General features: G+C 55.7%; 15 protein-coding genes and 1 pseudogene. 9 read left to right on the top strand and 7 right to left on the bottom strand.

All coding sequences use genetic code 11. The features are described 5' to 3' along the window. Positions 1–18: 18 nt before the first annotated feature. The 3 genes from C2R22_RS13420 to C2R22_RS13430 are packed head-to-tail and all read right to left on the bottom strand — an operon-like array spanning position 19 to position 2827. Positions 19–819 (bottom strand): ABC transporter permease, encoded by an 801-nt coding sequence (locus tag C2R22_RS13420; protein WP_103426203.1) that lies wholly within the window; start codon positions 817–819, stop codon positions 19–21. After that, positions 819–1730, bottom strand: a complete 912-nt coding sequence (locus C2R22_RS13425) for an ABC transporter permease (RefSeq protein WP_103426204.1) — start codon at positions 1728–1730, stop codon at positions 819–821. The genes C2R22_RS13420 and C2R22_RS13425 overlap by 1 nt, the downstream gene beginning before the upstream one ends. Next, complete coding sequence (locus tag C2R22_RS13430; RefSeq protein ID WP_103426205.1) at positions 1727–2827, bottom strand: ABC transporter ATP-binding protein; 1101 nt, start codon at positions 2825–2827, stop codon at positions 1727–1729. The genes C2R22_RS13425 and C2R22_RS13430 overlap by 4 nt, the downstream gene beginning before the upstream one ends. Before the next feature lie 1235 nt (positions 2828–4062). Here C2R22_RS13430 and C2R22_RS13440 point away from each other — a divergent pair. Together C2R22_RS13440 and C2R22_RS13445 are read left to right on the top strand one after the other, a co-directional pair. Beyond that, positions 4063–4386 (top strand): hypothetical protein, encoded by a 324-nt coding sequence (locus tag C2R22_RS13440; RefSeq protein ID WP_103426206.1) that lies wholly within the window; start codon positions 4063–4065, stop codon positions 4384–4386. A 7-nt stretch (positions 4387–4393) separates the two neighbouring features. Next, positions 4394–5098 (top strand): hypothetical protein, encoded by a 705-nt coding sequence (locus tag C2R22_RS13445; RefSeq protein ID WP_103426207.1) that lies wholly within the window; start codon positions 4394–4396, stop codon positions 5096–5098. A 105-nt stretch (positions 5099–5203) separates the two neighbouring features. Here C2R22_RS13445 and C2R22_RS13450 read toward each other — a convergent pair whose 3' ends face one another. Continuing rightward, positions 5204–5410, bottom strand: a complete 207-nt coding sequence (locus C2R22_RS13450; protein ID WP_103426208.1) for a winged helix-turn-helix transcriptional regulator — start codon at positions 5408–5410, stop codon at positions 5204–5206. A gap of 312 nt (positions 5411–5722) precedes the next feature. Between C2R22_RS13450 and C2R22_RS25095 the strand changes: the two genes are divergently transcribed. Together C2R22_RS25095 and C2R22_RS13455 are read left to right on the top strand one after the other, a co-directional pair. After that, the gene (locus C2R22_RS25095) at positions 5723–6130 is read left to right on the top strand and encodes a hypothetical protein (protein WP_162562485.1); all 408 of its coding nucleotides are present in this window, start codon (positions 5723–5725) and stop codon (positions 6128–6130) included. Further along, on the top strand, positions 6127–6702 hold the full coding sequence (locus C2R22_RS13455) for a hypothetical protein (RefSeq protein WP_162562486.1): 576 nt from the start codon (positions 6127–6129) through the stop codon (positions 6700–6702). Before C2R22_RS25095 ends, C2R22_RS13455 begins: the two co-directional genes overlap by 4 nt. A gap of 191 nt (positions 6703–6893) precedes the next feature. Here C2R22_RS13455 and C2R22_RS13460 read toward each other — a convergent pair. Continuing rightward, positions 6894–7220 (bottom strand): annotated as a pseudogene (locus C2R22_RS13460) (IS4 family transposase); the annotation flags it as partial. 362 nt (positions 7221–7582) lie between these two features. On the opposite strand from C2R22_RS13460, the gene C2R22_RS13465 reads away from it, so the two are divergent. From C2R22_RS13465 to C2R22_RS13485, 5 genes are read left to right on the top strand one after another with little or no spacing between them, the layout of a single operon-like run. Next, positions 7583–7798 carry a CopG family transcriptional regulator gene (locus C2R22_RS13465; RefSeq protein WP_103426210.1) on the top strand — a complete coding sequence of 72 codons (216 nt, stop codon included), beginning with the start codon at positions 7583–7585 and terminating at the stop codon, positions 7796–7798. A gap of 12 nt (positions 7799–7810) precedes the next feature. Then, positions 7811–9106, top strand: coding sequence for a sulfatase (locus C2R22_RS13470; protein WP_103426211.1), 1296 nt, complete (start codon positions 7811–7813; stop codon positions 9104–9106). A gap of 10 nt (positions 9107–9116) precedes the next feature. After that, a complete protein-coding gene (locus tag C2R22_RS13475; protein ID WP_103426212.1) occupies positions 9117–10286 on the top strand; it encodes a glycosyltransferase family 4 protein in 1170 nt (389 codons plus the stop codon). Further along, complete coding sequence (locus C2R22_RS13480; RefSeq protein ID WP_162562487.1) at positions 10279–11505, top strand: glycosyltransferase family 4 protein; 1227 nt, start codon at positions 10279–10281, stop codon at positions 11503–11505. The genes C2R22_RS13475 and C2R22_RS13480 overlap by 8 nt, the downstream gene beginning before the upstream one ends. A 33-nt stretch (positions 11506–11538) precedes the next feature. Continuing rightward, positions 11539–12852, top strand: coding sequence for a sulfatase-like hydrolase/transferase (locus C2R22_RS13485; RefSeq protein WP_103426214.1), 1314 nt, complete (start codon positions 11539–11541; stop codon positions 12850–12852). Positions 12853–12883: 31 nt separating this feature from the next. Here C2R22_RS13485 and C2R22_RS13490 read toward each other — a convergent pair whose 3' ends face one another. Both C2R22_RS13490 and C2R22_RS13495 read right to left on the bottom strand, forming a co-directional pair. Next, on the bottom strand, positions 12884–14326 hold the full coding sequence (locus C2R22_RS13490; RefSeq protein WP_103426215.1) for a flippase: 1443 nt from the start codon (positions 14324–14326) through the stop codon (positions 12884–12886). Between the two features lie 6 nt (positions 14327–14332). Continuing rightward, positions 14333–16213 (bottom strand): DUF2206 domain-containing protein, encoded by a 1881-nt coding sequence (locus C2R22_RS13495; protein WP_162562488.1) that lies wholly within the window; start codon positions 16211–16213, stop codon positions 14333–14335. Between the last annotated feature and the right edge of the window lie 507 nt (positions 16214–16720).

The raw sequence follows: 16720 nt of genomic DNA on the forward strand, positions 1-16720 counted from the left end.
CGGTGTCGTGCGTCCGCGTCACTCCCCGACGTTCTGCCGAACCAGTTCTGCGAGCGTGAACAGGCCGAACGTGATCAGGATGACGATGGTGCTGACGGCGTTGTACCGGGGGCTGACACCGGCGGCGAACCGTTCGCTGAGTGCCACCGGCAGCAGCGTCTCGCTCCCACTGAGCAGGAACACCATCGCCGACTCTCCGAAGGAGATGGTGAAGGTCAACAGAAGGCTCGCCACGAGTGCGGGGCCGAGGACGGGGATGGTCACCTCGCGGATCATCTGGACATAGCCGGCTCCGAGGTCGCGGGCCGCCCGTTCGAGTTCCTCCTCCGGGCCGAGCTTTCCGGCGATAATGAACGCCGCGAAGGGGAGGGTGAGCGCCACGTGTCCGACGACGGTCGTGTAGACGCTCATCTGCAGCCCGAGCGTCTGCTGTAAGAACGCGAAGAGGCCGAACGCGGAGATGAGCGGCGGTACCATCGCCGGCGTCGCCAGCACGAACGGATAGACCGAACTCCCGTAGAAGTCGTACCGCGAGATCGCGAACCCCCCCAGGCCGCCGAGCGTGGTCGCGACGACGCTCGTGAGGAACGCGACGTACAGTGAGTTGAGCAACGGTTCGATGAAGTCGCTGTAGTACGGCCCGAACAGGTCGGTGTACCAGCTGAGCGTGAGGTCGTTCAGCGGGTAGATGGGGATCGGACTCCCGTCGAAGGAGTACAGCACCATCACGATGATCGGCACGAACAGCGCCAGGTAGACGCCCACGACGACGGCGCGGAGGAGCCACCCGAGCGTTCGGTGGGTCACCGTCTGTGCCATCAGAACAACTCCTCCATGTCGAAGACGCTGAAGACGCCGAGCAGGACAACGATGACGAACACCATCATCACGCCCGACGCGGCGGACGCGACCGGCCAGTTCAACCCACCCGACTCCAGTTGGAGGAGGATCGTCTCGGAGTACGTCGTCCGTTTCGCGCCGCCGAGAATGCGTGGCACGGCCTGGTTGCCGAGCGACAGCAAAAACACGAACAGCGACCCGAGGATGATACCGGGGAGCGCCGCGGGCAGTGTCACCTCGCGGTGGACGCGGAGCGGGCCCGCACCGAGATCGCGTGCGGCCTCGAGCCACGCCGTCTCCATCTGTCGGAGCAACGCGTAGATGGGCAGCACCATCAGCGGGAGCCACAGTGTCGTCAGCCCGAAGATGACCGACGGCTGACTGTAGACGAACCACTGGATGGGCTCGTCGACGAGTCCGACAGCAAGGAGCGTCCCGTTGAGAAAGCCACGTGCCCCGCCGATCTGGATGATGGCGTAGGCCCGGACGAAGAAATTGATCCACAGCGGCGCGATGATGAGAAATACCAGCAGGTTGCGAAAGCGATCGCGCACTTTCACTGCGAGGTAGTAGCCGACCGGCAGCCCCAGCGCGAGCGTGATGAGCGTCGTGATGAGCGAGATTCGGATACTGTAGAGCAACGCTGCCTGGAACGTCTCCCCCGTGAGGACCGTGACATACGGCTCGATCGTCAGCTGGCTCGTCATCTGCAGGTTCTCTTGGACGCGGACGCTGAAGCTCAACACCGTCAGCAGCGGGATCAGGAAGAACAGCGCTAAAAAGAGGAACGGCGGGAGCGCGACGAGCAGACCCTTGCGCGTCTCGGGAAGCTGTCGGAGGTTGGAGACGACCCCTTCGAGCCGCCCCGCGACCGACTCTTCCGAACTCATCGGCCCCCGTCCTTGATGAGATAGCTCGCCGCGCGGCTCCACCCGACGTTCACCGAACTGTCGACGTCGTACAGGACGGTCCGCTCCTTCGACGGCTGCTGGACCTGCAGAGAGGTCTCGCCGACGCGTACCTCGTAGAGGATGTCGTCACCCTGGTAGATGCGGTCTTCGACCGTCGCCTCGAAGACGTTCTCCATGTCGCGTGCGTCCTCGCCGACGGTCACCCGTTCGGGGCGAACCTGGACGTGGACCTCGCCGTTTTTGATCACGTCACCACGGTCGGGGTCGTCGGTCGTCGTCCGGATACGCAGGCCGTCAGCGGTAATTACCTCAACGGCGTCACCGGTGACGGACGCGACCTCGCCACGCCAGATATTCGTCTTCCCGATGAACCGCGCGACGAACGGCGAGTTGGGCCGTTCGTACACCTCCTGTGGCGTCCCGCGTTGGACCAGTTCCCCGTCACGCATCACGCCGATGCGGTCGCTCGCGGTGAGTGCGACCTCTTGGTCGTGGGTCACGTAGAAGAACGTCGAGTCGAGATCGCGGTGAATACGCCGCAGTTCGATCTGCATCTCTTTGCGCAACTGGACGTCCAGCGAGGAGAGTGGTTCGTCGAGCAGCAGGATGTCCGGTTCCGTGAGAAGCGACCGTCCGAGAGCAATGCGCTGCTGTTCGCCTCCGGAGAGTTCGTCGGTCGACTTCTCGCCGTATCCCTCCAGGTTGAGGACGGACAGCATCTCGTCGGCCCGCTCGCGCCGTTCGGCCTTCGGGACGCCGTCCATCTTCAGTCCAAAGGCGAGGTTGGCGTAGACGCTCTTGTACGGGAACAGGGCGAGGTTCTGGAACACCATACTCGTGGGCCGGTTCTCCGCCGGCGTCCCCGTCATGTCCTGGCCGTTGATGTAGACCGTCCCCTCGGTCTCTCGTTCGAGCCCCGCGAGGATCCGCAGCAGGGTGGTCTTCCCGCACCCGGAGGGACCGACGAGCGTGAAGAACTCTCCGTCCCGAACGTCGAACGACACCCCGTTCAGGGCGGTTACGTCACCGAACTCCTTGCGGAGGCCATCGATCTCGACTGCAGCCGACGAACTCATATGCGGAGCCTACCCTCACTTATCAGGCCACGCCCATACTCACGCTCGTCGGTCCACGTCACACGGCCCTGCCGTGCCGTTCGTGCTGCTTCAATGCCGGGTCGCCTGGGCGCCTGCTGACGCGATCTCATCGATACGGATGGACCGATTCAGTGGAACGCTAAAACAATTATGTTAACAGCTATCATATCACTCTCGTAGTGATCGGCGTCGAGCTACCGTCGAAGTGTCGTGTGCGGCGCGACTGTCGTCGGAGCTATCCTCGCTTCGCCGCGTCGTGCAATCGGTGGGACTTGCTGTTCCGGTCGGTGACTGAAGCAGTAGGTGCTCATCTGAGCGACACGGCCACGCCAGCGACGGACCGTCGACAGCCAAGGCCTCTAGACGTGTTACCGACTGACCGCAATGGGACACGACGTCCTCGAATACGGTGCCGAGGAGCTGGCGCGCCGAGAACCCGAGTTCAACGATGCGTATTCGGGACGTGTCACTCGGATGGTGTTGATGTTGGATACTCTGATTCACTCGGAAGCCCGAGCGCTCTCTTGGCATTCAGAAGGCCGATACAGCGACTGTGTGGTACCTTATATCGCGTATGGGAGGGCTCAGTTCCATCCGTCCCCGAAATAGTAACCAACACGACCGGCCAGTGTTGGTTAACATGATGGGATGCCGTTGGTGTGCGACGGCATCTGCGGACTCGCCGTGAGATTGAGGCGAAAGAGAATTCCCTCGTCGCCCTTGGAGATTGCGTCTCAGATTGCATTCGGTACGTGTGGCACTGTCGAGTTCGTCGTTGCCCTCCCGGTCGCCGATTCGACACGCTGCTCCCGACTCGCTGGGACACACCACTCTCGCGGGTGTATCAGCGAATGTGTGGACGAAGAGTAAGGCACTCACACACCACCGTCGCGAGTGTATTGGTCGGAACAAGAACTGAGTGCAGGTGGACACACTCCCATCACGAGTGTATCGGTCGAAAAGAAAACAGTACTCACACCACTCACACACCACCGTCGCGAGTGTAGAATACGGTTCATTCATTGGGATGGCCAAGATCGATGGCATCCCATCTTCGGGACTCCTGCGCGTTGTGGAGAGCTGGCGATGCGCTCGTGCTCATGCGAACGTTCCATAGGCTCGCTTACGGGCAGCAGGTGCCACTAGTTACACTCGCGAAGGAGGTGTGTGTCCCACGTACAGAATCGACTCCACAGGGTTCACCTGCACATCTCATGTGTTCCGACTGTGAGCGCACCGAACTCGACGAGACGACCGAAGGCTACGAGGAGGCACTCGTGGAGATCGCGCTTCATGACTCGGTGTACGGTTTCACCATCGATGCAACCGACCTGCGGCTGCTCGATTACTCGCCGGCGACTGAAGGCTTGCCCCAACCGGTCCGCCCGGTGGAAGCGGCGGCCAATGCGCTCCAACAGGACGACCGCGGTCTCTTTCGTGTGTCCCGGTTGCAGCTGGTGGTGGACGTCCTCAAGACGGAGGGCAAGTACGAGCTTGCCGAGACGTACGAGCTGTTTCTCGACGCGACGTTGAATTGACGAGTGGGTGGGGTTACTGGAGCGGACGACGCCGTGGGAACGGTACGAGATGGCCCAGTTCGAGTATGCCCAACGGGTGGGGATGCTGTCGACGCTGTCGGTGGTCGCGAACGCGCAGTTGGCACACGGGTGTCAGGCGGTGACGCTCGCTGAGTCACAGCGTGAGGCGGCGGTGATGGCTGTGCTGTTGGGAGGATCGATCCGCGGGCGTTCGGAGTCGGATAGGGAGGGTGGGCAGGGGAAAACACTCGAGACCGTCGTTCGGAGGGTGTACGACGACAGGGTAGACAGAGAGCGTGTGGGGTGGGTCGACGAGGTGATCGAACAGGTGGTCGGTGACGCTGTGTGGGCCGGCGACGCGACGGAGGTGACAGCGTGTGACCGCGCGGTGGTCCGCACACGCCTCGCGTTGTACGGGTGGCTCTGCGTGTGGCGACGCGTCGCGACCGATCACCTCGGGATATCGCTCGCGGAGTTGTTGGCGCTCACCCACGTGGCCGAGGCCGGCCTCGGCTCGGTAGGGAAGCCGGTCGATGAGGCGCTCTGTGAGCGGGTGCTCGGGGACGTCGACGTGTCCATCGAGCGGTATCGTGAACACGGTGCCGATGAGGACCTCACTCGGGAGACGCTCGCGGCCGAGGCGGACTCGCTGGCGGCGGAGGTGATCAAGCGGTTCGAGTTGCCAGAAGAATCCGAAGAAAGCCCGAGGTGAGGGCGTCGAGTGTGCGGATTCAGGGAGAGGACGACCCTCAAGGCGTGGTATCGGGCGCTCGTTGGAGAGGAGGGAGCGGTTGAGACGATTCTGTTCTGAATCGGGTCAGTCGTCGCGAGGGTCTTCGACGAGTTCGTAGACACCTCGACCGATATTCCGGACGACTTCGTGTTCTTCCATCCTCTTCAGACGCTGCTGGACATACTGCCGTGATACACCGATTTCCTCAGCAAGGTTCGCAGGCACATTCCGACCCTGGCTCAAACGTTCAATGAGAGTAATATCAGTGTCGTTGAGTCGGATATCGCTCATTCGATTTCCGATATGTCAGGGATATACTTGAGTGCACTTAGTTGACGTAGTAAACTTACGTCAGTAAACTTCATGGGCTCGGAAATCGTACTACGAATGAAGCGCGGGATAACGGAATGGACGGTGCTGGAGACACCGCCCGCGCTTCCCCTGAAGAGAAGCAATGACAACTACAACTGCACGTCCTGAAAAGGATATTGACGACCAGACCGCCTGTGACGAGTCATGGTGTGAGGGTACCGAGACTGAACCGTTCCCCTGCTTCGCGTGTTTCGAGGTCGGGGCGAAGGAGACTCCTAAGAGGACGGTGTGATGACGGTCAGCGACGACTCCGTCCACCCGTGGGACCGACCGGACGAGTACGACCTGGACTGCCTGCAAGTGTTGACGACACCCGAGCAGATACTCACTGGGCTCCCACTCGGATTGGCGACCCTCGAAGCACTCTGTGACACGTGTGGGACCAGTATGGGTGAGGGAGCAGACGTGTTCGTGTACGCGTACCGGGCCGCAGAGGCACCCCGATGGTCCCTCGCGGGGTGTTACTGTGAGGCGTGTGCGCCGCCAGGGATCCGGAATCCGACGCTCGGGACGACTGAAGTCCTCGTCGGCGCCCAGTTGGCAGTCGTGTCGCTCCCATGGGAACGGCGTCACAGTCTCTGTGTGTCCACGCCGACGCGACGGTCGTTCTCACCACCGACGCGAGGGTCGGCGCCGTGACCGACGACTCAGATGAATCTCTCGCGGACCGCGTGACCGTGCTTGAGCGACAAGTGTCTGCGCTGGAGTCGGAACTCCGGCCGCTGGTCAACCACGATCTCCCGCTCGTCATCGGGGCAGTGCGTGCACTCGTCGACGAGGACATCTCAGAGCTCAACGGACTCCCGGCCGCAGCGCGTCGCTCAGCGCAGCATCGGCGAGCGCTTCGAGAGGATGTTAATGAGCTCTCGAATCGGGTGGCTGCGCTCGGGGATATCGGCACGGGAAGAACTTCTAAGGAGGAGAAGTTCGCGGCCGTGCTGGCGTTCGCGTTCAACAAGCGCGGCGACGGCTCGAAGGTGACGGTCACGCCCGAGGAGATCCGTGGGTGTACCGGGGTGTCTCGACGCTACGCGTATGAGTTGGTTGAGGCGATGGGTGAGTCCGTCACCGGCTGTCGGGTGCGCGAGTCCGAGGTCGTCCAGACGGCGAAGGGGTCACGACGGAAGTCGAAGGCGTTGCTGGTCGACTGTGAGGTAGTTCAACATGAATCGGTGGACGTGAGCGAGTTCACCACGGGGGGTGACGAATAGACCGGGAGAAACCTACGGCGTTTCCTCGGTGTTTTGAGAGGCCATCGAGAAGAGGACGGCCAAGGCGTGGCGGCTGTCCGTCTGATGGTGGGTCGATTAGTGGATGGGTCGTCGTGACAGCGCTCATCCGCGCTCTTTGTGACCCGACTGCCGCTCGGCGAGTCGGGTGGTGAGCTTGCTCACAACTCGCTGAGGAGCCGATGCAACCTGAAGACGGTTGCATCGGCGATCAGCACCTCACGGAACAACTCAATCGGTGAAGCTATCATGTGGGGGACCGCGACCTCGTTGAGAGCGTGTTTGAGGAAGTCGTTCAGCAATGCAGCATGAGCTGGTGTGAGCCGGTCATAGAGGCTGGAACGGGAGAGTGTCTGGTTGGTTGTTGCAGAGTAAGCGCGCTAAAACACGGCAATAGTGCAGGCTTCGCCTTCAACGGCGAGGCCCATGATAAGCGTCCAAACGAGTGTCGTGATGTAAACCTCTCGGTTGCGTTGGACTACATCGCGCGCGAGCGCGATGTCTTACGATAAGTTTGGCTGGAAACGCGACGTGAATCGCCGTTGTATGAGGTCCGGTGAGAGTTCCTTCAGCACACCCCCACGCAGTCTACATCGATAGCTTCGTCACCAGAGCAAAGTCTCTCGGTCTCTCGTCTTAACCGAACACGGATGGTCGATATACCCTGATTTGAGAGAGGTGACCCCTTCGGAGGTAGCGGTCACCCCACAGTCCTATCAGCACCGGCCTCGTTCTAGTTTTGAGGGCAGAAATTCATCTGTTTATTTGTGGTGACTTCCGGATGGGCGGCTTCTCGAAACGTGACGAGTCAGGTGTGTTATCCGAACTAATTTATACCAGTCCGTCAATGCACAAATCGTAAATGAAAACGGTAGAAATAGACGACTCTATTTATGAAAAAATCGAAGATAGAATAGCACAGAATAGGTTCGATGGAGTAGACGAGTACGTAGAATTCATATTAGCTGAAGTAATTTTCTCGGCGTTGGAACAGGACGACGGCGCCGATACTCGGGAGCGCATTGATAAAGAGGAGGTCGAATCGCGTCTCGAGTCCTTAGGATATATTGATAGTTAACACTCAGTACTCATGAAAGAAAATATTGTTTTGATCACGTTCGACAGTCTTCGTGCAGATCACTGCGGACACATGGGGTATGAGAGGAATACCACCCCTAACTTGGATCAGTTTTTCAGCGAAGGTTGCGGATACACCGATGCGATGTCGCCCGCTTCACGGACGAACCCGTCAATGTCGGGTATCTTTACCGGCGAGCAGATGATCTACGACGGGCCAGTCAAGAATCCGAAACACTCCCGTGCACATCTTCAGAAGCACGAGACTATAGCGTCGGATCTCAAGAGTAGTGGATATAGAACCGGGGCATTCTGTCCAAACGCTTATGCCTCAAGATATTACGGATTCGACTATGGGTTTGATTCATTTAATGACTTCATGTTCACCAATGAATCGTATCAGAGCCTCTTCGACAAACACATTTCCGAATCCGATCTGTACACTACGCTCCGAAATATTAGAAACTTCGTCCAGAGGGAAGAGGCGTTTCGGACGTGGGAGTCGTACATAGACCGAATCGAAACATGGGTGAACGAGAGTAGAGAGCCGTTCTTTCTCTGGGTATTTTCAATGGACACGCATTACCCCTATTTGACGCCAAAGAACCACCGCAAGTTCAGCAATCTTCTCGAGATGTATTATTATAACTACATTTGCTACAGAATTCTCGACAATTATGATATCGAAGTTTCAGACGAAACGATGCAATGCATTCGGGACATATACGATGATAGCATCAAATTTGCGGACCAGTTTCTCTCAGAACTGAAAAGGAGATTGGAACCTCACGAGCCGACGTACGTCATCCATGCTGATCACGGAGAAGCCCTTGCGGAACACGGCTTCTACGGTCATTTTTATCCGTCGTTGTATCAGGAGAACGTTCACGTTCCACTCGTAGTTTCGGGAAAGAACATACCTGATTCCACGATTGAATCACCGATCAGCTTGCTCCAGCTTAGAAAAATGATAAATGACATCTCTGCCGGGGCGTTCACACCCGAAACATACCCATCCAAGGGGAGTATTTTCCTCTCGGAGTACGATGGGGTTCGAGACCGACAAGTGAGGTCTATAAGGAAGGGCCAACTGAAATTCCATTCGGTGATCGAAAACGCCAACACCAAGGAGGAACTCTACGATCTCACCGAGGATCCGAAAGAATTGGAGAATATATCCGACGAGTACAAGAACGGAGTCGTCCAGTTCCGCCGGTTGGTGCAGTTACAGCGACAGCACGAAAGCGAGGTATTGAGACTACAAGACATAATCCAAGAGCAATCTGCGGATAAAAGACTGCTCGTTTAAATATAAACCGATGAAAATCGCGTACCTCTTATCGAGAACCACTGGAGGTCTCCCACAATACACGGCGGAACTGGCAAACCACGTCGAAAGTGAGAGTACGGATGTCCATGTGTTCAAACCGGTTACGACTTCCGCGGACGAAATCTTCTCCGATGAAGTTACACAGCGTGATGTATTCAGACCGGACGGTCTCTCACACGTCGCTCTGAATGAGAAAGGGCTGCAACCGATAAAGAACTTCAGAAGCGTCGTATCGTATCGTAACATCTCATTAATTGATGATTTTAATCCAGATATTATTCACGTTACTGATAACCTTCTCCCTCACGTTGCGTTCTATCTGAAGTGGTACTCAATGGATGAAAAGTACCCAATCGTAGTTACACATCATGCAGTCCGGTCGGGTGGCTTGATGTCCAGGGGAGACGATTTGAGCGAAGACGAATCACTGATGAGTGCGACGGCCGTAACTCTCGAAAAGGTTCTCAACACGGCTCTACCAAGACCGCGGGTAGAAAGGTATATCGTCCACACGGAGTCAAGTAAGGAAATCTTACAGACACGCTCCGGCGTCCCCACGAGTAGAATCCCTCATGGCGCTTATGAGATCTTCTCTTCGTACGATGCCCAGTGTTACGAGGAACGGAACACTGTACTCCTCTTTGGACGACTGGTTCCCAGTAAAGGATTTGACACTCTGATACGGGCAGCGCCGCTTCTGGCGGAGACTGACCTCCCGGATCTCAGAATCGTAATCGCCGGAAGCGGGGAAATATCCGAGGAATTATTGGAATTAATCAAAGAATACGAACAAATATTCGAAGTATATAATTATTACATTCCCGACGAAGAGGTCGCTGAACTGTTCTCTCGAGCCACTGTGGTAGCAATCCCTCAGAAGGTTCAAGCCGGCCATAGTGGAACACTAACTATCGCATTTTCCTTCGGAAAGCCTGTCGTAGCAACGAACATCGGTGAGTTCCCGGAGCTGGTAGAAGAATCCGGCAGCGGACGGATAGTACCCCCGGAGGACCCCGAACGCTTAGCTGAAGCAATCCACGAAGTTCTGAGTAACGAAGACAGGAATGAGATGAAACAGTCATCGAAGCGAATGAGTGAGAAGCTGTCGTGGTCGAACGTCGCAAAAGAACACATGAATATGTATGAATCGCATGTATAACACGGATTCGGACCACGGAGACAAATCTGATGCAGCGCTAACAGGAGAGGAAGTCTCCGGTTTGCGGGTACTCATCTGTACTGATTATCTGCCACCGGAGGGTGGAGGGGTCGAGGTTGTAGTCGAAAACCTCGCCGTTCGATTGGCGAGCAAGGGGGTCAATGTTGCAGTGTTTTCATTGGTCGATAACGAGGACAGCGAAATCCAAGACATCGATAACGTCAGTGTATACACGTCTAAATCGATCAGCCTGACAGAGAAAATCGGACTACAGAGTCAATTTTCGATAGAAGCACCGTTTTACCTTCGACAGTTGATCAAACGTTTTGACCCTGATGTTATTCATTTGCATAACAGGTTCTTCTTCACCACAGTATCGTCAACCGTCGCACAAGCAACACTGAGGTCTGCAGTTCCCACCGTGACGACCCTTCATCTGGGCGACATTAGTAATATCACGGGTCTATCGGGGTACATCGCCCGACTGTTCGAACAGACGGTCGGACGGATAATGATTCGACGGAGCGATCGTATCATCGCGGTCAGTGAAGCTGTTGCAGAGTATTCGTACTCCCTCGGTGGAGTTCCTGAACGGACTAACGTCATCCCGAACGGGGTCGATACAGAGAGGTTCCATCCGAACCCGGAGAGAACCGGCAGCAATAGTATTCTATTTGTCGGCAGACTGGTTCAAAATAAGGGGCCTCAGACACTGATAGACGCTATGCCGATGGTACTTCGGTCTGTACCCGACGCTGACCTGAAAATAGTAGGAACGGGGCCGATGGAGAATACATTGAAGGCCCGCACTGAGGAGCTCGGAATACAAGAGTCGGTCAGATTCGTAGGGTATGTCCAAAGTGTGGCTGAAGCGATGCGGTCAGCGGACGTGTTTTGTCGGCCATCTCTATCCGAGGGGATGCCATTGACGGTGTTAGAGGCAATGGCTAGTGGTCTACCCGCAGTCGTGACTCCGGTCGCAGGTGTTCCGGAGATTGTCACTCACGGTGAAACCGGAGTGCTCGTGCCACCGAAGAATCCTGCGGAGCTGAGTGAGGCGATTGTTGACCTCTTGTCTGACGACGGGTCGAGAAAGCGGATCGCCGAGTCTGCTAGAGAGTACGTCGTACGGGAGCACAGTTGGGAAACACGTTGCGACGAAGTGTTGTCGACGTATTTGGATGTATTGAACGAATCTACGATGCTCGTACAGTCGTGATCCGTAGTCGATGATCAATAAAACAGAAAAATAATGACAGAAGCAAACGATGTTGTCCTGATAGTATTAGATAGTGCAAGAAAGGACGTATACGACCGAGTTGCGAAAACCAGAGAGGTCGCCGATATTCGGTTCCAGCAAGCTCGGTCCGCTTCCTGCTGGAGTGTCCCCAGTCATGCGAGTATGTTCACGGGACGACTGCCGAGTGAACATGGAGTCCATGCCTACAACAAGAACATGGACCTCTCAGCGTTCACTACGATCTGCGACAGATGGGAGGGTAAAACGGTTGGTATCAGTAGCAACGTGTACGCTAGCTCTGCGTACGGCTTCGACAGAATCTTTGACGACTTCGTGGATGTCCCGCGGTATCAGCCGTTCCCGGACGGCATTGATGCGACGTCCGTGTTCAGGAACTCAACTGCTGACGGGATGGGGCTGTATCTCGAATTTATACGGGAGAGCATCAAAAGCGACCACCCTCTAAAAAGTATGGTGAACGGCGCCTCCGTTCAACTGAAAAAGTCCTTGATGGACACGAGATTCCCCGAGCCGATCGACCACGGTACGTCATCATCACTACGCATGATAAAGAGATACCTCCAGAGTTCGGACGAGCCCGTCTTTGGATTTTTAAACCTCATGGAGACTCACGTCCCGTATAGCTATTTTCGGGGACTGAATTCGGCCTTTGTGGACGATGTGAGTTGGTCTTCGAGAGGCCTCGACCGATGGGAATTAAGCAGTGGCTCGTGTGATCCAGAGGACGAGAAACTGTACAGACAGTATCACGAAGCGACGATAGACTACACGACCCGAAAGATCCGCGAACTGGCTGAAGTACTCGAAGACACGGTTTTCATCATTACCGCAGATCACGGTGAGAATATGGGATACGAGGAAGAGGACAATCTGTGGGGGCACACCAGCAGTCTTTCCGAGGGAGTTTGCCACGTCCCTCTGGACGTGTTAAACGGTCCAGCGTCAGTAGGAACGGAGCCGACTTTGGTAAGTCATCTAGATTTAGGAGATCTCGTCTGCTCGCTTAGGAGAGGTAGTGTTCCAGAGATCGGTCGGGATGTAGTGGGCGCCGAAACACTGGGTATGGCCGCCGGGTCCGACCCCCCAGAAGAGATGATACACTGGGATCGACCCCTGAGGGCAGCCTGGCGTGGAGATGAGAAGGTGGTGTGGACTCTGGACGAAGACCACCGTTGTGACTGGGGTGCAGAGCTGTTCTCCGATTCGATTCACGACGCGTACAAGCGTGCGAGACAAGGTCCACCCCAAGAAGTAGAGGTTGATGCCGCGGTCGAGGCGCGGCTCAAAGAACTCGGATACAAGTAATCAAATCGACATCTATGGACCGTTCGTCTCCCTACCGGAGGGATTCGATCAAGAACAGATCGTTCGCGGTGACTCTATTCAACGCTAGTAAAAGAAATACTGACACTGCAGCGACCCCGCTAATGAGGGCAAACGGAACAGTGTTTGGTAGCACCAGCGTACTCCCCGAAGATATCAATCCGCCCAAGAACAGTGCGGGCAGCAGACCGATGTAGGACTTCGAGTACGGCCAGAACCCTAACACATATTTTACCTCAATGAGCCTCACGAGGTTCAGAAGAGAGATTGAGATCGTCGTCGCCACCGCGGCCCCTACGATGCCGTACTCCAGTATCAGAACGTAATTCAGCACCACGTTGATGACGGCAGCAGTGATCGCGTTTGTGGCCTGTAGTCGCTCGTGATCAGTCATCAGAAGCAAGTACCCGGCAGGACCGACCAAGGCACCAATGAGTTGTCCGACTACGATGATGACAAACGGGATTCGAGCGTCGACGAACTCTGCCCCGAAAACGCCCAGAATGACCGGACTCCACGAAATCAGCCATACCCCTCCCAGCAACGTCAAATAGAAAATCCATTTCGTAGTCGTCTGGTAAAGCGACTCGAGGTGGTCGACCCTTCCGTCGTTGAACATGCCCGATGCCACGGAGGGGAAGATCGAGTTGACGGAAACGATTGCGAAGGACAACAACGCGGCAGTTTGGAACGACAGCTGGTACAACCCCACGGACGCGGAGGTTACGAGCGCACCCAACATGAGAATATCCGTCCACCCCGTGAGTTTGTTCGCCACTTTCTCCGTCCCTGCATAGATTCCATACTTGATCAGTTCGCGTGACGAGTCCAGAGCGGGTACGCGAGGAAACGGAAGGTAAGACGACAACAGATAGATACCGATTATGTTGCTCATCGAAATCGCCACGCCGTAAGCAATCGCTACACCCATCAGTCCCCCATCTAGCCACACCGCAATCGCTACGAAGACCAGTCCGAGGATATATATTCCTACTTCCCGAACGTAAACGCTGATTTCTACTCGCTTCAACCCCTCCGCGATACCACTCAATGTTTCAGAGAGTGCCAGCAACGGTGTCACAAGGACCAACACGATTGCTGGATTCTCTCCAAGCGGTCTGCCTGAGTAAACCAGCAAGAAGAACACCGCTATTCCAGTTACAGTCCCGATAACTAACGGAATACAGATGGAAAGCGCCACGTATTCGCCCAGATCATCACCATCGAGGATAGTAACGTAGCGTTGGCCGACGGTTCCCATTCCCAATCGGCCGATGAGAGACGCGAACCGCAAGAGGATCAGTACGAAGGCAAACTCGCCAAGCGACTCTGGACCCAGAACGGCCGCGAGGAAAGCGGTCAACCCGTAATCGGCAGTGCGACCGAGAATCCGCCCGGTAAAGGAGATAGAAGCCTGTTCAAAAATCGACCCGCTGATTTTTTGTCGGATCGTCATGGACGATTACGACGAAGCCCAAAACAGACTCGTCTCATCCGAGACGAAAACCCTTGAGACCCGGGACTCGACACTTGGACTTGACGTCGCGTTATGCTGCTGAGAGATCAACAGCAGCGACCCTGGAGGAGGGCCGTACCGTGAGAGCGAGTCGATTTCGGAAGGTGGGAATCTGCCCGTGAGTAACACGCCTTCCCTGGTACCCAGATGGCCTCCCGGATTGTACACCGCAGGGCCACCCTCGCCCGCGTACCGATCGACCCAATCGAGTGATTTAGTCTCGGAGTCGGAGTAAACACGCCACTCTTGATTTTCCTCGGTGATGTTGATACTGTATGGGGGAGCAGGTTCACCCACGATTACGAACGCGGCTCCGGAACTCACCGTGAGATACAGACCGAGATACAACGCCGTGGAAACAGCGAGAGCGCTCTTGATCCGGCCAGGCCTCACGGACGTCAGGTAGGCCACGGTGTCAATCAAGAGTTTCACACCTACGACGAAGAACGGCGAGAGGAAAACCAACATCAGCTGGAAGATCCGATCGAATCCCATTCCGAACGTGAGTATTACCGAGGATCCAGTAAGACCGAAGGCCAGTACACCGAGCATCGCGTACGGGGCGGATATATTAGAAAGCGGAACTGGTCTCGCATCACTGCTCTTCCTGACCCTCAACAACTGCTCTTTAGCCGCTCGAATACTCGTCGCTGCAACGCCGAGCCCTATGGCGCCTACCAGCAAGATGCTGGATACCTTGTAAATCTGCCAGAGTAGTGTAGAACGCCCCTTGGTTACGTACCCGGCGCCGCTCCGGGTCGGAGGGGACGTGAGGAACTCCGGAATGGATTGAGCGGTCATTACGCCCCGCGCCACGATGTAATTGGCCATGATACCATCCCCTATCTGTAAATACCAGTAAGTCAACATGATTCCGACGATGCTCAAAAACCAGAGATTGAACACGTAGTTGACCGTTCGCGTACCGCGGAACGGAACCACGACGCTGGCTATTCCGACTAGCGTCAGAATACCGAATACCAGTATTGCTGATCCGTAATGCGAGGCTATCATGCCGGCCGCGACGAGGAGGAGAAGCGGCCTCTTCCAAGTGGTTCGCATTCTTTCTTCGAACGCCACGACCAGCAGCGTCACGATAAAGATCTCAGCGATGTAGTGTTTGTGTGGCATGTTTTTGAAGAATCCGTAGTAAAAGATGAAGACGAAGGGGGCGAGGGTAGCGACGGTCGCGTCTTTGAACACCCCTTTCGACACGTAATAGATGCCGACAGGGACCAGCGAGAAGAGAACCGGGTACACCAGCTTGAACACCCAGACGATGTCGAGTCCAAGAACCAACTCAAGTGTCGGCGCCAGAACTGCGTACGTCAGCATGGTGTTGATGTTGAATTGGTACTGGTAGTTCCAGTAACTCTGTCGGAGGACTTCGTTGGAGATGAACAACTCCCGATGGATGTCCCACCCCCAGATATACGAAGAAACGAGATTCATGTTCAGAAGAATCGCGATCGATGCAATCCAGACGATCATCACCCTAGTTTTCGATTCATCAACGAACACGGCCACAATCGGTAAACTCGATATTGTCAGTAGAAGGAGGATGTTGGAAACGGGAAAACCCAGGTCGTTGAGAAGAACGGACGTTCCCATAACCGCGGACAAAAGCAGCAGGCCACCGATCGTCAGCACCTTCAGGGAAGGAAAGGCGTCTCTCGTTACGACCGGATTACGCTCATCGGTTGCACTCACGGTCGAGAGTATAATCACCAGACACGTGTTCACGCCGCCTAAACCCCAAAGAACGTTGATTAGCGTGAGTGGTTCGGCGATTCCAAGCAGTGGGAGTGAAAAGTTCAGCACAACCACTGTACATATGGAAATCACCAAACTGAGAGTCACCGAGACCAAGATTCGAGGACCGAGATCCGATACCGGATACGCGTAGTACGAAACGATAGCACCGGGGAGTAGACACACGAAAACGAACCCGAGAGCGGGTCTGAGTAAAGGTATATCGAAAAGAGTCGAAAGGATAGTGCAGAGCTGGAAGACCCCGACCCAGAATATCACACTGTCGAATAACGGTGGTCTGTGAGCCCGGTTATGGAAAATTCGTTCGGTCAGCATACTACTGTAGAGTCGAACGGGATACCGAGAACCGAATGTTATCCGTGCGTCTCATTATTATGGTCCCTTATTATAAGTAGTTTCCACGTGAGTAGTCCTGTTATCAGGTGAGGCTGTTGGTGATATATAAACTTCGATGGGTGAGGACACAATGGCGACTCGGATTACTCTGAGATCGCACTCCGCAGAAACGAGGAGAATATCGCTTGGATCGTTATGACTATCCCAGTCACCACCTCTAAGAAT

Source organism: Salinigranum rubrum (assembly GCF_002906575.1).
Lineage (GTDB): Archaea > Halobacteriota > Halobacteria > Halobacteriales > Haloferacaceae > Salinigranum > Salinigranum rubrum.